Source organism: Agarivorans sp. MS3-6 (assembly GCF_054112545.1).
The window spans coordinates 803,598-817,927 of record NZ_CM134202.1 but is presented as its reverse complement, the minus strand read 5'-3'; the positions used below and the strand labels follow the sequence as shown (position 1 = coordinate 817,927).

The following is a 14,330-nucleotide window of genomic DNA, read 5'->3' as shown; positions in this document are numbered from 1 at the left end:
GTATATTTTGCTTTGATTAATCATTGTCAGTTATTGCTGTTGCTCGCGTTTAGGTAGCTTATGTCGGTTCTTTCTCCAAATAGTGTTTTTACTTCCCTTCAGCAAGATGGCCCGTTTGCGGTGAGTCGTGATGCTGTTGTAGTACATCCGTTTTCTTTATCTGTTCGAACTTGGGTAAAGCAGTTGCAGCTTGATAGTAATAATGTGTCTAAGTATCGAGCCTTACGTAGTCAAATCTTTGAGTTTTTGGGGATCGATAACTTCTCTCAGATCCAAGCTCTAATTAATGATGCTAGTTTACGTAAACAACGCAGTGAGCGTGCCTTGCATCTACTTGGTAATATGTTTGGTATTGATGGCAACTTGAATGAAATTGAGAGCCGCATTGATGAGTATGCGCGGACAGCAGATGCAGTGATTCACTCCATAAAAGGTAAAATTTTATCTCCTTATGCCTCACACATAGAAAATACCAACGAAATTGAAGTCACCAATAACCCCGTTGAGTTATTGTTGATTATGTTTAACGATGATTACCATAAAAAGGCGCGCTTTGAAGCGCGGCGCAAGCTAATACTGATGACTTTAGCTGGCAGTATTGAGCAACGGGAGAGGGAAACTGAAATTGAGAATAAGTTCTCAGCATTCTTAAAATTTTTAAACGGTTATGTGTGGAGTAATGAGCTGAAGATAGGCGAGCTCGACCCCGTTTATTTACATTCTAAACATCAAGTAGAAGATTATGCCTGCTCTGAAGTAAAGGTATTGAATACTCACCAAGCAAAATTAGTACAGCAAGGTGAGCGTGAGAAGCTTACCTTGCTCAAGCGGCGTAGTATCACCGTTGGGGAGCGTAAGATCCCAGTGTATGTATCTATTCGTAAAAAACCACCAGAAGCTAAAGTGTTAAAACTACTGCGTAAAAACCAGAAGAACCCAGCCGTTGCGGTAGACGACGAGCTAGGGTTAATGGCTGTGCTAGATTCAGTTAGTGATATTAAGGCTTTTCAAAAGCACTTAACCCGCAGTGCGTCGCAAGCAAACTCTTTAATGGTACTGGAAGATATTTCCGATACCTTAACCGATAGGTCGGAATATCGTGGTTCGGCGGTGGGGTCGAGTTATAAAACGCCAATGATGAAGTTTTTCGCTCGCCTTGGTGGAATGCGGGTTGAGTTTATTATTCACACCAACCGCACTTGGTTAAACTATATGTATCAGCAAGATGTTGCGCACAACGAGTATGAAGTGAAGCGCATGTTTGATACAGGGGTGATTGAATTGTTATTTCCGATGGACATTTTTCATCTTAACCACCGTAAAACTCGTGATGAAATGATCCAATTTTTCAGGAAACAGATAGAGGCATAAAGCCTCTCACTTTTACGCCTGTTACTCCCAAGGGTGAGCGTTGAAATAGACACTAAGAAAATCGATTAATGCCCGCACGGTTGCGGGCAAATGTTTTCTTGAGGAGTAAAGTACATAAATGTTCATCTCATTAGGTGTCCATTCAGGCAGTACTCTTGATAGGCTACCATCGGCGATAAGCGGATTAACTAAATAGGTGGGAAGCATCGCTATTCCGGCATCACAGAGACAAGCTTGCATTAGCGTGGTGGCTTCATTGGCGCTAAGACGACAATTAACGGCTACAGAACGGTGTTTATCCCGCTGGTTTAAATGCCAAATATGCTGATCAAAGTTGCTGTATCCTAAACATTGGTGCGCACTAAGATCGTCGGGCTGCTTTAGGCTAGGTTGGCGTGCCATATATGCCTTGCTAGCAACCAAGACTGAGTGGCATTTAGCTATCGGCTTACCTATTAAGCTAGCGGCAGGGTTTGCTGCGATTCTAATTGCCAAGTCGATACGACTTTTTACCAAATCAGCGGTGCTATCTTGTAAGTCTATATCGACACATACTTTAGGATGCTTTTGCATAAAATCGCTGAGGGCTACGATTAATTGAGAATGTCCAAAGGACATGCTGGTAGCTATGCGGATTGAACCCGCTAACTCGTTCACTGGGGCGACTTGACCAACCATATTGTCTATCGTATCTAGCCATTGTTCAATATTAGGTAAGCACAGTTCTCCGGCAGTTGTTAGGCTAACTTTTCGGGTTGTGCGATGTAGCAAGCGCTGGTTAAACCAATCTTCCATGGCTTCGATATAGCGGGTCACCATTGGCCGAGACATGTTTAACCGCTCCCCTGTTGCAGTGAAACTACCTGAGTGAGCGACATCAACAAATACTTTCGCAGCAGTTACTCTATCCATATATGCACGAATTAAGAAATAATGTTGCTCATTATTGAATGTATATTTGAGCAGGTCAAGTGCCTACTATTTCATGGTCTTCTCAAAACATGGATATAAGAAATGCTCAATAACCTAATATTATTAGCCAGTTCGCTATTGCTTACTACCGCGACTTGGGGCGCGAGTGAAGCCCCTCTGACACTTAAAGTATATAACGCTGATTCAAACAGTTTTCACGTCAATTCCACCCTGATTTATGGTGAAACAGAAGCAGTGGTGGTTGATGCTGGATTCACCAAAGCGGATGCATTACGTATTGCCGCCAATGTACTGGATTCAGGTAAGCATTTAACCACTATTTTTGTTAGTCAAGCCGACCCTGATTTCTACTTTGGCGTAGAAACACTTAAGCAGTTGTTCCCAGATGTTAAGGTCTTTGCTACGCCCGCAGTGAGAGATGCTATTGCCAAGAAAATGGCTGCCAAGCTGGCTTTTTGGGGGCCTAAAATGTTCAACAACGCTCCTAACTCACCAGTGCTGCCTGATGCGTACAAGGCATCTTCATTCTCAGTCGATGGATATAAAGTAGAGATTAAGGCCGATGACGGTATTTTAGCTCATCGACCTTATTTATGGATACCATCGAGTAAGACGATCTTGGGTGATATTGGGGTTTTTGGGCAGTTACATGTTTGGACTGCAGATACTCAAAGTCGTCAAGCTCTAGAGGCTTGGAAAAGGCAGCTCAAAGAAATGCAAGCACTACAACCACTGCAAGTTATACCTGGTCATATGAAAGCTGGTACTTCACTTGAAATCAGCAATATCAGTTATACCCTAGAGTATTTAGAGGCTTTTTCTAAGGCAAAACGTGACAGCACTGATAGCGATGCGCTTATCATGAAAATGACAACACTTTACCCATCTGCGGGCTTAGCAGTAGCTCTTGATATCGGGGCCAAGGTGCATATGGGAGAGATGAAGTGGTAACAATACATTATTTTTACGACCCGCTATGCGGCTGGTGCTTCGGTGCTACCCCTCTAGTGGAAGCGTTGCGGCTGAACTCTAGAGTTGAACTAAAAATGTATGCAGGCGGGATGATTCAACGACAAGTTATGGATGCTTCTTTTCGCAGTAAAGTAAAACGCTTTGATCAAAGCATTGAGTCTTTAACTGGTCAGCAATTTGGAGAAGCTTACAAAACAAAAATTGCCGGTAATGAAACAATAGTCTTAGATTCTTATTTAACCGCTAAAGCTATCGACTTAGTAGAGCGAACTCAGGCAAAAGGTTTTGAAATGTTAAAGGCCATCCAAAATGCGCATTTTGTTCAGGCTAAAGATACTAGTGATATCAAGGTACTAAAGTACTTAGCAGGAAAACTAGGCATTTCTGAGCAGGAATGGGACAAGGGATTAGAGCATAATGCTATTGAACAACAAATTGAGCACACTCAATGGTTAATGCAACGTTGGCAGGTGACAGGGTTTCCTAGTTTATTATTGGCCCGTAAGGGGGAGCTTATTAAGCTGCCTCATACGGATTTTTATGGAAACACCCAGCTGTGGAATGCAATAGTAGCCGATTTATGTAAATAACTATTACCATATGGAGCTGAGGACTAATCTTCGTTTTATAAAGCGAACCAGCAGGGCGGTGCTCTCCCGCTCTTTATGGCTAAGCAATAGGTTCGAGTTTCCTATTTGCCAGAAAGCAAAAAGGCCTGCAATTAATGCAGGCCTTCTTAATATGGTGGTCGCAACGGTGCTTGAACCAGTGACCCTCGCCTAGCAAAGAGGAGGGCGGTGCTCTCCCGCTCTTTATGGCTAAGCAATAGGTTCGAGTTTCCTATTTGCCAGAAAGCAAAAAGGCCTGCAATTAATGCAGGCCTTCTTAATATGGTGGTCGCTACTGGGCTTGAACCAGTGACCCTCGCCTTGTAAGGGCGATGCTCTCCCAACTGAGCTAAGCGACCGAATTGTGTCTTACTACAAACCGTTCAATGAACTATTTGTTTAAATATGGTGGTCGCTACTGGGCTTGAACTTGTGATTCTCGCCATGTAGAGAGTAGGGCGACGCCCTTACCCACCAAAAACACTAAATCATTAGTGTCTAAATATGGTGGTCGCTACTGGGCTTGAACCAGTGACCCTCGCCTTGTAAGGGCGATGCTCTCCCAACTGAGCTAAGCGACCGAATTGTGTCTTACTACAAACCGTTCAATGAACCATTTGTTTAAATATGGTGGTCGCTACTGGGCTTGAACCAGTGACCCTCGCCTTGTAAGGGCGATGCTCTCCCAACTGAGCTAAGCGACCGAATTGTGTCTTACTACAAACCGTTCAGTGAACCATTTGTTTAAATATGGTGGTCGCTACTGGGCTTGAACTTGTGATTCTCGCCATGTAGAGAGTAGGGCGACGCCCTTACCCACCAAAAACACTAAATCATTAGTGTCTAAATATGGTGGTCGCTACTGGGCTTGAACCAGTGACCCTCGCCTTGTAAGGGCGATGCTCTCCCAACTGAGCTAAGCGACCGAATTGTGTCTTACTACAAACCGTTCAATGAACCATTTGTTTAAATATGGTGGTCGCTACTGGGCTTGAACCAGTGACCCTCGCCTTGTAAGGGCGATGCTCTCCCAACTGAGCTAAGCGACCGTCTTGTGGGGGCGTATTATAGGGAGGTCAGCGTGGGTGTCAACGCAAATTTTAAGGAAAATGACTGCTTGCACAAAATCTCGTCAAATTGACTAATATGGCAACTTCGCAGGGCAATTTTTCGGCTCATTTAAGCTAATGTTCGCAAGGCTCTTGTCTAGCGAATTTTTGCTGGTGTGGTAAAATCCGCGGCAATTACTTCGGTCTAACACTTACTTAGAGAATAATCATGACAGTTCGCACTCGCGTCGCGCCTTCACCAACGGGTGACCCACATGTAGGTACCGCTTACATTGCACTATTTAACTACTGTTTCGCTAAGCAACATGGCGGTGAGTTTATTCTGCGCATTGAAGATACTGACCAAGCGCGTAGCTCACGTGAATCAGAACAAGCATTATATGACAGTCTTGGTTGGCTAGGTCTTGCGTGGGATGAGGGCCCAGACTGTGGCGGCGCTGTAGGCCCCTATCGCCAAAGCGAACGTAGCGATATTTACAAAAAATATGCCCAGCAACTGATTGAAGAAGGTAAAGCATTTTATTGTTTTGCAAGCTCTGAAGAATTAGATGAAATGCGTAAGCAGCAAATGGCTGAAGGTTTACAACCTAAATATGACGGTCGTGGTTTAACACTTAGTACAGAAGAAGTGGCTGCGAATTTAGCGGAAGGTAAACCTTTCGTTGTGCGGATGAAAATACCTGAGTCGGGTAGCTTTAGCTTTAACGATTACTTACGTGGTGAAGTAGAAATTCCTTGGCAACAGATAGACATGCAGGTATTGCTTAAAGCAGATGGTTTGCCTACTTATTTCTTAGCCAACGTAGTAGACGACCATTTGATGGGAATTACTCACGTATTCCGAGGTGAGGAGTGGTTAAACTCTGCACCAAAACTACTTAAGTTATATCAAGATTTAGGTTGGGAAGCGCCAGTGCTAGGTCATATGCCTTTGTTGCGTAATCCAGATAAAAGTAAGTTAAGTAAACGTAAAAATCCAACCAGCATTAATTTCTACCGTAAAATGGGCTTTTTGCCAGAAGCGGTACTTAACTACCTTGGCCGTATGGGCTGGTCTATGCCAGATGAGCGTGAAAAGTTCACCTTAGCCGAGATGATTGAGCACTTTGATATGAAACGTGTTTCTTTAGGTGGGCCTGTTTTTGATGTTGAAAAGCTAAAGTGGCTTAATGGTCTTTGGATCCGCGAAGAGTTAAGTGATGAGCAGTTAGCTCAACGACTAGTAGAGTGGGCGTATAATCAAGAAACGTTGATGAGCATTATTCCACAAGCTAAGGCTCGCCTTGAAGTAATGAGTGATTTAGCACCTTTAGCGGGGCACTTTGTTTCTGGCATGCCTGAGTACGCGCCTGAACTGCTGACAGCGGGTAAACTAGAAGAAGAACAAGTGCGTAGTTTATTGCAGATGTTTATTTGGCAATTAGAAGAACAACGCAGCTGGGATAAAGACACCGTTTTTGCTGTTGCTAAACAATTGTCTACACACTTAGATGTGAAGATCCGTGATTTTCTTGAGCCTGTATTTGTAGCTATTACCGGAAAAACTAGCTCTACATCGGTGGTTGATGCAATGGCTATTTTAGGTTCAGACATGAGTCGAGCGCGTTTGCGTTTTGCTCTTAGCCATGTAGGTGTAAGTAAAAAACAGGCTAAATCTTTGGACAAAGCTTATCGTGCTTACAAAGCTAGCTGGTAATGGCCTAGCTCAGATAATAAAAAGCCAACTCATATTGAGTTGGCTTTTTTAATCTTTCCGCTAAATTATTATACCAATAATATGCTACCACAAGCGGCTAAAAGTAAGCCTAGGGCTAACAAGAACTGCAATTGAAGCTTGATACTCATCGTGTTCCTTTAATATGCATTAGCTGATAAGGCATATTGCGATAAAACAACGCTCGAAAACCATGAAATAGTTCACAGTTTGCTTTTTGTCGGTGGGTCCCCTTATAAAAATCCAATTTAGATCTCATTTATAGCCTTAAGTATCGTCATTTGGATCTTACTGTTAGCGGAAGCTTGGTACTCAATTCATATATTTGAATGTTTTCTGATCCATTCTTACGTCACCGTAGTTAACTTAATAGTTGCTTGTTTTGTGATTATTGTTGACCGCTAGTCCGGCTTGTTCACTAATTGCTATGGTGATCGGCTATCAGCTAATGATATGGTTGGTTTTAAGCAAGAAAAACAGGATGTTGCATGTTCATATTTTCTTTCATATTAGTAGGTGCTAGTTTAGATTGGTTATCAATACCGGTCAGACAATTAGATGTCACTATCTAAAATTAATAGTGTGTATATACAAGGAGCAGAGATGTCTATAAGTAGTCAATTAAATCGAGAGCTTGGCCAACTGACAATTATTGTGGCAGGGCGCTTTGACTATTCGTTACATCGCGACTTTAGAGCATGTTACGAGAATATATCTGTAGAGGGGCTGCAATTAATCTTAGATTTGAGTGCTGCTGATTACATGGACAGCTCAGCACTTGGCATGATGCTTTTATTGAAAGAGCATACTGAAAAAAGTCAGGCTATGGGGCTTATTATTCGTAAACCGTCGCCAGCTATCTTGAAAATTCTAGAGGTAGCTAATTTTGACAAACTGCTAAAAATTGAAAGCTAGTGCTTGAGCATGACATCGCTAGCTTTTTAAATCGAGCGGTAAAAGGTACGGCCTTAGTCGCAGATCCTACTCGTATTAGCCGTTTATTGCTGGGGAAAATTCTTGGTGACATAGGCTATAAAGTCATTTTTGCTGAAAATGGTAAAGAAGCGGTCACCCTGTTCAAGCAGCAGCATATCGATATTGTATTTATGGATGTATTTATGCCTGAAGTGGCTGGATACCAAGCGGCGGCACAGATAAAGCAAATCAGCGGACGCCAGTTTACCCCCATTCTATTTGTCACCGCAGAAACCGATGTAGACTCCTTGGTTAAGTGTATTGCTTGCGGTGGTGATGACATTCTATTTAAACCCGTTCACCAGGCTGTGCTTAAAGCGAAGGTCTTAGGGTTTGAGCGTACAAGAGCTATCTATAATGAAATCAGCCGGTTACATTCTCAGCGTCAAGAGGAAGAAGAGTTAGCCGAGCGCGTATTTAGTAGTGCGGTGAGTAACTCTCTGTGCGCAGATAAAGAGTTATTGATTTCTTTAAACAGCGCCTCTACTTTTTCAGGTGACGTGGTGTTTGCCGAATATCGGCCTAATGGGGACATTAATTTCTTGTTAGGTGATTTTACTGGGCACGGTCTGCGTGCTGCAATTGGCGCAATGCCAGTAGCAGATATTTTTCGAGGTATGACCCGTAAAGGCTATTCTGCCGACGCCATTCTTCAGCAAATAAACAAACGATTATTTCGTTTATTACCTACTGGCATGTTTATGGCTGGAATTTTAGTCGAAGCATCACTACAGCAACAATCTTTGCGCGTATGGAATGGCGGAATGCCGGAACTGCTTATCTTTAATAATCAGCTGGGGGATATCAGAGATAGGGCTCTTTCTGAAAGTTTACCCTTAGGTATTCAAGTTGATCTTGAATTTGAACTTAAGCAACTAAAGTGGCTTAAGGGCGATCATGTTTTGTTATTAAGTGATGGAGTCACCGAGGCAGTAAACCAACATCAGCAAATGTTTGGCCAGCAACGTTTAGAGCACGCCATTAAGAATAAGCGTGATCACGCATCTTTCATTGCTTCTATTCAAGAACAGCTGCATTCCTTTTGCCAAAATGCGCCTCAGCTTGACGATATTAGTATGGTAGAACTGCCTGATTTACTGAGCCGCCCCAGCGCATTGGAAGAAAACAGCAATGCAAATATCACCGTGCAAAAAGGCTGTTGGACTTGGCAATTAAGTTTAGATGCGGATAGTTTAAAAACGCTCATGCCGATCCCGTTATTGATGACGTCTCTCCAAGAGTTGTCAGTTAATCATGTTGACCGGAATATTTTGTTCACGGTGGTCAGTGAGCTATACAACAATGCCTATGAGCACGGTGTGTTAAAGCTTGATTCGTCATTGAAAAACTCCGCTGAGGGCTTTGAAAATTATTATCATCAACGAAAGCTAAGGGCCGATCAACTAGAGTTGGGATGGGTAAAAATATCGATTAGCTATGATGGTAAAGTGAATCGAGATTTTACCATTGTTGTAGAGGATAGTGGCGCGGGTTTTGACCAACTAAAATTATCTCAACAAGCTAAACCCCAACAGTATTCTGGGAGAGGTTTGTTATTGGTGGAGTCGTTGTGTGAATCACTAGATATTTTAGAAAACGGTTCAGTACTAAAGGTCGTTTATCGTTGTCAATATTGAGAAAAATTGAACTTAAGTCGCCCTAATTGTTGGCTAAATGAGCAGGTGAAGCGTTTATGAGTAAAAACGGTTGACAGCATAAGGCTGGCTGCTTAGAATTCTGCTCGCTTTCAAGGCTTATTGATTTGAAAGCAATGTGATTTTGGGGCTATAGCTCAGCTGGGAGAGCGCTTGCATGGCATGCAAGAGGTCCGCGGTTCGATCCCGCGTAGCTCCACCAATTCACATCCCACCGTATATCGGGGCTATAGCTCAGCTGGGAGAGCGCTTGCATGGCATGCAAGAGGTCCGCGGTTCGATCCCGCGTAGCTCCACCAAATCTTTAGATTTAAGTCAATCAGAATCAAAAAGTATCACTTAGTGGTATTTTCTTGTAGATGAGGCCTGTTGCTTTAAGCCATCTGTAACTACACTCAAAGCTTGATGTTTAACTTTGAGTGTCGCTTATGTTGATGCGTAAACGTAATTTTGTATGGCTACTCTCTGGCAGTATATTTGCCTTTATCAATCTTGCTTTTGCCGAACCACTTCCTACTCGAGACCACGCTGCACAAGCCTTAGCTGCTAGCTTCAATCATCAACAAAGACTGCTCTCAGGCAAACCAATAGCAACTCAAGCAAGTGCGCAAGGGGACTTAGTACATTATTACCTAACTTTGCCACGGGAGGTGTTTAGTCGCGACGACACCGAGTTGTTTGCCCAACAAATAAAAGCGGATATATGCAAAGTGGAACAGCAGTCTTTGTATCGCGGGGTGCGGGTTAAACTCGTTATTAACGGCAGTGATGGTGAGTCGCTTTACCAAGCTATTCAAACTGATAAAGATTGCTCACGTTTACCTTATTAAAAATCTGATGACTTAGATAGCCAATTTCCTCATTACACGGAGCTTGGCTTTTTTACTTGGTTACTTATCGTCTATCTTATTGATTAAACGGTTGAATTGAGGAGTGTTAAGTATGTCTTTTACCAATACTATTGAGTCCATGTGCCCAATAGCTCGAGGACCTCATCATCGAAATTCCCCCATTCCTGTTGAAGGTAAATGGGTGAACGCCATTGCAGTGACCGATATCTCTGGTTTGTCTAATGGCGTAGGAACTTGTGCTCCGCACCAAGGCGCGACCAAGGTTTCAATTAACGTGAAAAACGGCATTATCGAAGAGTGTTTAATTGAAACCGTAGGTTGCTCAGGTATGACTCATTCAGCAGCTATGGCATCAGAAATTTTAACCGGTAAAACCATATTGGAAGCGTTAAATACTGACCTAATTTGTGATGCCATAAACGTAGCCATGCGTTCAGTATTTGAAAATTTGGCTTATGGACGTAGCCAAACCGCATTCTCTGAAGGTGGCCTACCAGTAGGTGCTGGTTTAGATGATCTTGGCAAAGGCTTGCGCTCGCAAGTGGGCACGGCGTATGGCACCAAAGCGAAAGGTGCTCGTTACCTAGAGCTAGCTGAAGGTTATGTAACCCGTATGGCATTGGATGAAGATAATGAAATTATTGGCTATGAAATCGTACAGATGGGAAAAATGATGAGTGCTATTGCAGATGGAATAGACGCAAATCAAGCTTTAGATGACAGCAAGTCGGTTTATGGGCGTTTTGAAGATGGCGTTCAATTTGTTGATCCAAGAAAAGTATAGGGGCAAGATAATGGTCGAATTTGAAGGAAAAGAGCGCCGTATCGAGCGAATTAACCAAGTATTGGCGCAGTATAAACTTGCATCGCTGGAAGCGGCCCGGGAGTTATGCCTATCTCGAGGATTTGATCCCCATGACATCGTGTTACAAACTCAAGCTATTGCTTTTGAAAATGCCGCTTGGGCTTACGTGGTGGGGGCTGCCATCGCACTTTCAAAACAAGATAAAACCGCTGAACAAGCCGCGCTATCGATTGGTGAAGGTTTGCAGAGCTTTTGTGTGCCAGGTTCTGTAGCTGACCAGCGTAAGGTAGGCTTAGGTCATGGCCAATTAGCTTCCCGTTTATTGTCTAGTCAATCAGATTGTTTCTGTTTTTTGGCGGGGCATGAGTCTTATGCGGCGGCTGAAGGTGCAATAAAAATATCAGAATACGCCAACCAAGTAAGAAACCAGCCATTACGCTTAATTTTAAATGGTTTAGGTAAAGATGCCGCCTACATGATTGCTCGTATGAATGGTTTCACTTATGTGCAAACTCAGTTTGATTATCAAACAGGCACATTGAATATAGTAAAAGAGAAAGTGTTCGGTAAGGGCCACAGAGCCAGTATTCGCTGTTATGGAACTGATGATGTCGTAGAGGGGGTCGCGGTTATGCATCATGAAAATGTTGATATTTCTATAACGGGCAATTCTACTAATGCTGCGCGCTTTCAGCACCCTGTTGCTGGCACCTATAAAAAAGAACGCTTACTATTAGGCAAAGAATACTTCTCCGTGGCTTCTGGAGGGGGGACCGGACGAACTATGCACCCTGATAATGTCGGTGCTGGGCCGGCGTCTTACGGGCTCACCGACACGATGGGCAGAATGCATTGTGATGCCCAATTTGCTGGTTCTTCATCGGTTCCGGCGCATGTTGAAATGATGGGCTTAGTGGGTATGGGGAACAACCCTATGGTCGGCGCGAGTGTCGCTGTGAGTGTAGCTGTCGAGCAAGCTCAATAACAATTGTTCGCTCTTAGTGCTGTGCGTTGAGAGCGAGTAGCTACATTTTAAATATCTTGTATTGTTTTCTTTGTCACTAAAGGCTTGAGTTATATAACAAATATTACGAAATTGTTGGCCAATTCTGTTGTTTTCCAGCCATACTGCTTAGTAAGCCAATTAAAGTAAGTAACGGATGAGAAAAGAGACTTTTGGTACCCAACAATGGGTCGACCGGATTAGTGAGCATGAACTACCCGCCCTAGCAGCAACGGTACGCTTATTAGAGAAAATAGCTCAAGATGATACTTCTTCTTTAGCCATTCTTGGTCAGTCGGTATTGCACGACCATGGTCTTACTTCCCGCATCCTACGAGTCGTAAACAGCATTAGTTATAATAGAAGCCGCAGTCAAATAACTACCGTTAGTCGAGCTGCTGTAATCTTAGGCTATGACCGCTTGAAACATATTTGTATCACCGCAAGAATGATTGATAGCCTGTTGCAAAACCATGATATTAGCGAGGCTGTTTATAAACGCGTATTGAAGTTGATGGCGCGTTCTTTTCACGCAGCTATGTTGGCCAAGATGATGCTGCGAGATTACGCCGAGGAAACGCAAGAGGAAGTCTACATAGCGGCTTTGTTACATAATTTAGGTGAAGTGGCTTTTTGGACAATCGGTGGAGAGGTGACAGAGCGCTTAGATCAAGAGTTAATGTCATCGAGTGAAACAGAAGAGAAGATTGTTCATGGCTTGTTAGGTACCAGTTTTCAACAGCTAAGCGTGGGTTTAGCCAGCAACTGGAATATGGGCACCATGTTAGTTAAGTCTTTGGAAGATCCCAATACTCGCTCACCAGAATTACGCTGTATTCATCTTGCTCACACATTTAGTAAAGCCATGGTCGATCAGGATCAAGCGGCTAGACAAAAAGCCTTTAAGCATATTGCCGAGCAAATGCAGATCCCATTGCCGGAGCTAATCAAAGCGGTAAATCAATGTACAGAAGAAACTCGTCAATTGGCGATTTCTTATGGGGCGGGGGCTTTGAAACCATACTTGAGTTTTGGTTTTAGGGATGGTGATACAAATGATGAACCTGAACACACTGACGAGCAAACTAAACAAAATCTACAACTACAATTGCTACGTGAATTAACTTTAGTGGCCACAGAAACCCCAGATCTTAATTTAGTTATTCATACGGCAATGGAAGGGATCCAGCGGGGGATCGGCTTAAATCGAGTCATTGTACTAATGGTTAATCAAAATCATGACCAGTTGATACCTCGATTTGTCACCAGCTTAGAGCCTGAGCAAGACAAAGTTGATTTTAAATTGAGTTTAAAAGGCACCGAAACGGTTTTTATTCAAGCCTATAATGACCAGCGTAATATCTGGGTTAAAGGCAAAAATAACCCGCGCTACGCTTCGCTTATGAATGCCCAGATCCGTCGTATCAGTAGAGAACAACCTTTTTTTCTCGCTCCACTCGTTATTGATGGGCGTTGTATTGCCTTGATTTATGCTGATGGAACAGCAGATAGGACAAGCCTGAATCAAGACGATTTTGACATGTTTATCCATTTTGCTAAACAAACTGACTTATGCCTATCAGTCGTACTAAGGCTGAACCGTTAAACTTCAGGGCATTCAAGCTAACTCACTAATAGTTTTATGGCCGCAGCAAAAATTAACACTCTAATGGCCCAAGTCATTTGTTTGAGGTTTACCTTCTTAAGAATAAGAAAACCTAAGGCACAACCTAATAACAAGCTAGGAAGAGCACTTAAGCTGGTTTTTGCCGTCTCAAAATTGAGTAAACCGATGCTCATTAATAAGGGCACTTTGGCAACATTTACCAGGCCTGCTACCCAAGCACGAGTGCTTATATAACTGGTTTTACCTAATTGTTGCTGCATCATATATAAGCTGATGATAGGCCCGGCTGAGTTGGCAGTCATGCTAATGAAACCAGCAAATACTCCGCTGCCAGCGGCCACAGCAGGCGCTTTCATACACTGAGAGTTACTGCGCTCTAAATAGATGCTCAAAACCAACATGCCAATAATGATACTACCAATGGCAAGAGTGAACCGGCTGGTATCTAAGTAAGACAAGAGCAATGCGCCAAACCCACTGCCAACTACCATAAATAACAGTAACCTAGCGAGGATCCGCCAGGAGATTTGATGACGATACACCGCCATAGTGAGTAGGTCAGTGAACAAAAACAATGGGATGAGAATGGCAAGGGCTTGCCCGCCGGGATAGGCAATCAACAATAGTGGCAAAATAAGCGCGCCCATTCCACCAATTGAGAATTTGGAAACACCCGTTAAGAGGGCGACTAAGTGCAAGATAATGATCGTGCTATCCACTTTACCTCTTTCAATGTAAGCCATTGA

The 14,330-nt window shown here is 43.2% G+C and carries 12 protein-coding genes and 7 tRNA genes; 12 read left to right on the top strand and 7 right to left on the bottom strand.

Annotation, left to right across the window (positions count from 1 at the left end; all coding sequences use genetic code 11):
• Positions 1-60: 60 nt before the first annotated feature.
• Positions 61-1,371 carry a hypothetical protein gene (locus ACVFI8_RS03850; protein WP_248714757.1) on the top strand — a complete coding sequence of 437 codons (1,311 nt, stop codon included), beginning with the start codon at positions 61-63 and terminating at the stop codon, positions 1,369-1,371.
• 21 nt (positions 1,372-1,392) lie between these two features.
• Here the strand turns inward: ACVFI8_RS03850 and ACVFI8_RS03845 are convergent, their stop codons facing one another.
• The gene (locus tag ACVFI8_RS03845; RefSeq protein WP_248714758.1) at positions 1,393-2,283 is read right to left on the bottom strand and encodes a LysR family transcriptional regulator; all 891 of its coding nucleotides are present in this window, start codon (positions 2,281-2,283) and stop codon (positions 1,393-1,395) included.
• A 102-nt stretch (positions 2,284-2,385) separates the two neighbouring features.
• Between ACVFI8_RS03845 and ACVFI8_RS03840 the strand changes: the two genes are divergently transcribed.
• Both ACVFI8_RS03840 and ACVFI8_RS03835 read left to right on the top strand, forming a co-directional pair.
• Positions 2,386-3,255, top strand: a complete 870-nt coding sequence (locus tag ACVFI8_RS03840; protein ID WP_457873068.1) for an MBL fold metallo-hydrolase — start codon at positions 2,386-2,388, stop codon at positions 3,253-3,255.
• Positions 3,249-3,866, top strand: a complete 618-nt coding sequence (locus tag ACVFI8_RS03835; RefSeq protein WP_457873067.1) for a DsbA family protein — start codon at positions 3,249-3,251, stop codon at positions 3,864-3,866. The genes ACVFI8_RS03840 and ACVFI8_RS03835 overlap by 7 nt, the downstream gene beginning before the upstream one ends.
• A gap of 301 nt (positions 3,867-4,167) precedes the next feature.
• On the opposite strand, the gene ACVFI8_RS03830 is transcribed toward ACVFI8_RS03835, so the two are convergent.
• The 5 genes from ACVFI8_RS03830 to ACVFI8_RS03810 form a co-directional block, all read right to left on the bottom strand.
• Positions 4,168-4,243, bottom strand: a tRNA-Val gene (locus tag ACVFI8_RS03830).
• A gap of 146 nt (positions 4,244-4,389) precedes the next feature.
• Positions 4,390-4,465, bottom strand: a tRNA-Val gene (locus tag ACVFI8_RS03825).
• Positions 4,466-4,512: 47 nt separating this feature from the next.
• Positions 4,513-4,588 (bottom strand) — tRNA-Val (locus ACVFI8_RS03820).
• 146 nt (positions 4,589-4,734) lie between these two features.
• A tRNA-Val gene (locus ACVFI8_RS03815) sits at positions 4,735-4,810 on the bottom strand.
• A 47-nt stretch (positions 4,811-4,857) separates the two neighbouring features.
• Positions 4,858-4,933 (bottom strand) — tRNA-Val (locus ACVFI8_RS03810).
• Positions 4,934-5,162: 229 nt separating this feature from the next.
• Here ACVFI8_RS03810 and gltX point away from each other — a divergent pair.
• The 9 genes from gltX (at position 5,163) to ACVFI8_RS03765 (ending at position 13,563) form a co-directional block, all read left to right on the top strand.
• A complete protein-coding gene (gltX, locus tag ACVFI8_RS03805; RefSeq protein ID WP_248714761.1) occupies positions 5,163-6,650 on the top strand; it encodes a glutamate--tRNA ligase in 1,488 nt (495 codons plus the stop codon).
• A gap of 621 nt (positions 6,651-7,271) precedes the next feature.
• A complete protein-coding gene (locus ACVFI8_RS03800) occupies positions 7,272-7,583 on the top strand; it encodes an STAS domain-containing protein (RefSeq protein WP_248714762.1) in 312 nt (103 codons plus the stop codon).
• Positions 7,583-9,280, top strand: a complete 1,698-nt coding sequence (locus ACVFI8_RS03795; RefSeq protein WP_248714763.1) for an ATP-binding SpoIIE family protein phosphatase — start codon at positions 7,583-7,585, stop codon at positions 9,278-9,280. Before ACVFI8_RS03800 ends, ACVFI8_RS03795 begins: the two co-directional genes overlap by 1 nt.
• Before the next feature lie 144 nt (positions 9,281-9,424).
• Positions 9,425-9,500 (top strand) — tRNA-Ala (locus ACVFI8_RS03790).
• A gap of 21 nt (positions 9,501-9,521) precedes the next feature.
• A tRNA-Ala gene (locus tag ACVFI8_RS03785) sits at positions 9,522-9,597 on the top strand.
• 129 nt (positions 9,598-9,726) lie between these two features.
• Positions 9,727-10,128, top strand: coding sequence for a hypothetical protein (locus ACVFI8_RS03780; protein ID WP_248714764.1), 402 nt, complete (start codon positions 9,727-9,729; stop codon positions 10,126-10,128).
• 112 nt (positions 10,129-10,240) lie between these two features.
• A complete protein-coding gene (locus ACVFI8_RS03775; RefSeq protein ID WP_248714765.1) occupies positions 10,241-10,933 on the top strand; it encodes an iron-sulfur cluster assembly scaffold protein in 693 nt (230 codons plus the stop codon).
• Between the two features lie 10 nt (positions 10,934-10,943).
• Positions 10,944-11,939 carry a GGGtGRT protein gene (locus ACVFI8_RS03770; RefSeq protein ID WP_248714766.1) on the top strand — a complete coding sequence of 332 codons (996 nt, stop codon included), beginning with the start codon at positions 10,944-10,946 and terminating at the stop codon, positions 11,937-11,939.
• A 175-nt stretch (positions 11,940-12,114) separates the two neighbouring features.
• Entirely contained in the window at positions 12,115-13,563 is a 1,449-nt protein-coding gene (locus tag ACVFI8_RS03765; protein ID WP_248714767.1) for an HDOD domain-containing protein, read from the top strand.
• 17 nt (positions 13,564-13,580) lie between these two features.
• On the opposite strand, the gene ACVFI8_RS03760 is transcribed toward ACVFI8_RS03765, so the two are convergent.
• Complete coding sequence (locus ACVFI8_RS03760; RefSeq protein ID WP_248714768.1) at positions 13,581-14,303, bottom strand: sulfite exporter TauE/SafE family protein; 723 nt, start codon at positions 14,301-14,303, stop codon at positions 13,581-13,583.
• Positions 14,304-14,330: the final 27 nt, after the last annotated feature.